Here is a 1864-nt window from a genome sequence, read left to right on the forward strand (position 1 = left end):
CAATCACGCCCATAGAGGCTCCATGTAAAGTACGAATTTTTATACCGCAAGGAAAATATTCCCTCGCCGCGATACTCTGCACTTTTCAGTTGCGAAACACATCTTCGTTTTTACTTCCTTTCACTGCAAACCGCAGACCAATGTGCTCTTCAGTCTTATCCCGCACTCGTTGGAGCACCGTACCCCTACTTTTTGATCGGAATTTTAATTTCATAGGGAAACTTTGTTGGCTCTACAGGCTTTCCGTCTTTATAGATAACAGTATATCGAAGCTTACTTCCACGAGTTAGAGCAACCTTGGGATATTCCAATTGATAGGTATAAGTCTTACGATCCACCCGCTTTGGATAGTTGCTCAAAGGAGCATATTGTTTTCCCTCCCCATCTTCTAGTAAGAATTCCTGCATTTGATTCTCGGGCTTCCGCACGGAGTAAGTCAGTATTGTTTTATCTGGGAGGGCATTTATGCCTTGAATCTGAACTTCACCCGGGAGATGAGGCAACACAATCGGATATTTTGTGGATAGAGACAAGTCATACGTCTTTTTATCCTGCCCAAATACATACTGACGATATCCTGCTTGCAAGATGAGATAGGGTGTTTGGTTCAGATCCAGGGAAGGTAAGCTTACATGATAAAGATAGGACTCCATGTAGGGTCTGCTTGAACTGTTCCCTGTATCAAGGTATGTTTCTGCAGAATCTTCAACGCGGAACACTAAACTCTTGGCTCGTGGCCCCTTTACTTGGACTGAAAGATCTGTAACAGTTGGGGTCATCACAAGTTTCCTTGTAGTTATCGTGAGGTCACCAAATGTCTTCGAGATTTCGGGCGACCCTTCGTAAAGAGTGGGAGCAATTTTTTCTCTGGACACAGGAATAGAGAACTTTAATTCACCGTTACTTTGTATCGTTCCTATTTTCTTGGCTTCCAGGTTCAATTGAAATGATTTTGGCCTGTCTCCATGTAAGCGCAATGACAATACGCCTGTGAGAGTTCCTTGGGCACGGTTTACAATGTCATTTGTGAATGAATAGCGAGTAAGTTCACGACTATCCACTACCTCCCATTCAGGTATCGGTACCTCCTTTTCTGATACAGCGGAGACCTTTACCGAATACCCGACATACAAGGTAGGGCCATCATAATAGACACTTGTGAGATTGACCGTGTAACCCTGACAGTCCTTGCTCTGGTTGAGGGACGTCACCAAACCTCGTTGACGGAGTTTTGCCAGTACATCCTCTTTGTCCAAGGAAGGAACGGTTAGAGCCGTTGATACCGAGGAGTTAAGGAGTACAGCTACCAACGCACTTGCACACAAAATGAGTTTTTCCCTTCTCAATTGTTCGTCACCTGTCCTATCGTTTCATGTTTTATCTAGGGTGTGCAAAATAGAAAAAGCCCATTCCCAAGAGGGAGTGGGCTTCTCAAAGTTCCTAATAGTGATATACGTAGTAGTTCCCTTCGGTGTCGTATTTTGTGCCTCCTGCGTTACTTCCGTTTTCATTTCTCACGACGTAGTTGCCAGCAGCGAAGGCACCCATGTTAAGGATTGCAGCCGTCGAGGTGTAATCACCTTTCAAGTTTACTGTATAGGTTTCACCGATAGATAGTTGATCAATGATCCAGTTTACGTTGGCTTGTTGCCCAGCGTGAATACCGTATTGCACACACTTGATATAGATAGTACCAGAACTATACTGTGTGAACGTGTGTCCATAATCGAATTCAGAGTAAGAATTGAACAGGAAGTGATAGTTTGGAGTGTAGTAAGGGCAGTCCGAGATCGACTTGTTAATCTCGGGTTTAGCTTATAATGATAAAATAAGTGTCCTTCATTAATAGGTATACTCCGTGAGC

General features: G+C 43.8%; 1 protein-coding gene. It reads right to left on the reverse strand.

The annotated features are described in order from the left end of the window. Positions 1-185: 185 nt before the first annotated feature. Positions 186-1346, reverse strand: coding sequence for a DUF4179 domain-containing protein (locus EL26_RS22950; protein ID WP_081857435.1), 1161 nt, complete (start codon positions 1344-1346; stop codon positions 186-188). Positions 1347-1864 lie beyond the last annotated feature (518 nt).

Origin of the sequence: Tumebacillus flagellatus (genome assembly GCF_000714935.1) — a bacterium.
In the GTDB taxonomy this organism is placed as follows: domain Bacteria; phylum Bacillota; class Bacilli; order Tumebacillales; family Tumebacillaceae; genus Tumebacillus; species Tumebacillus flagellatus.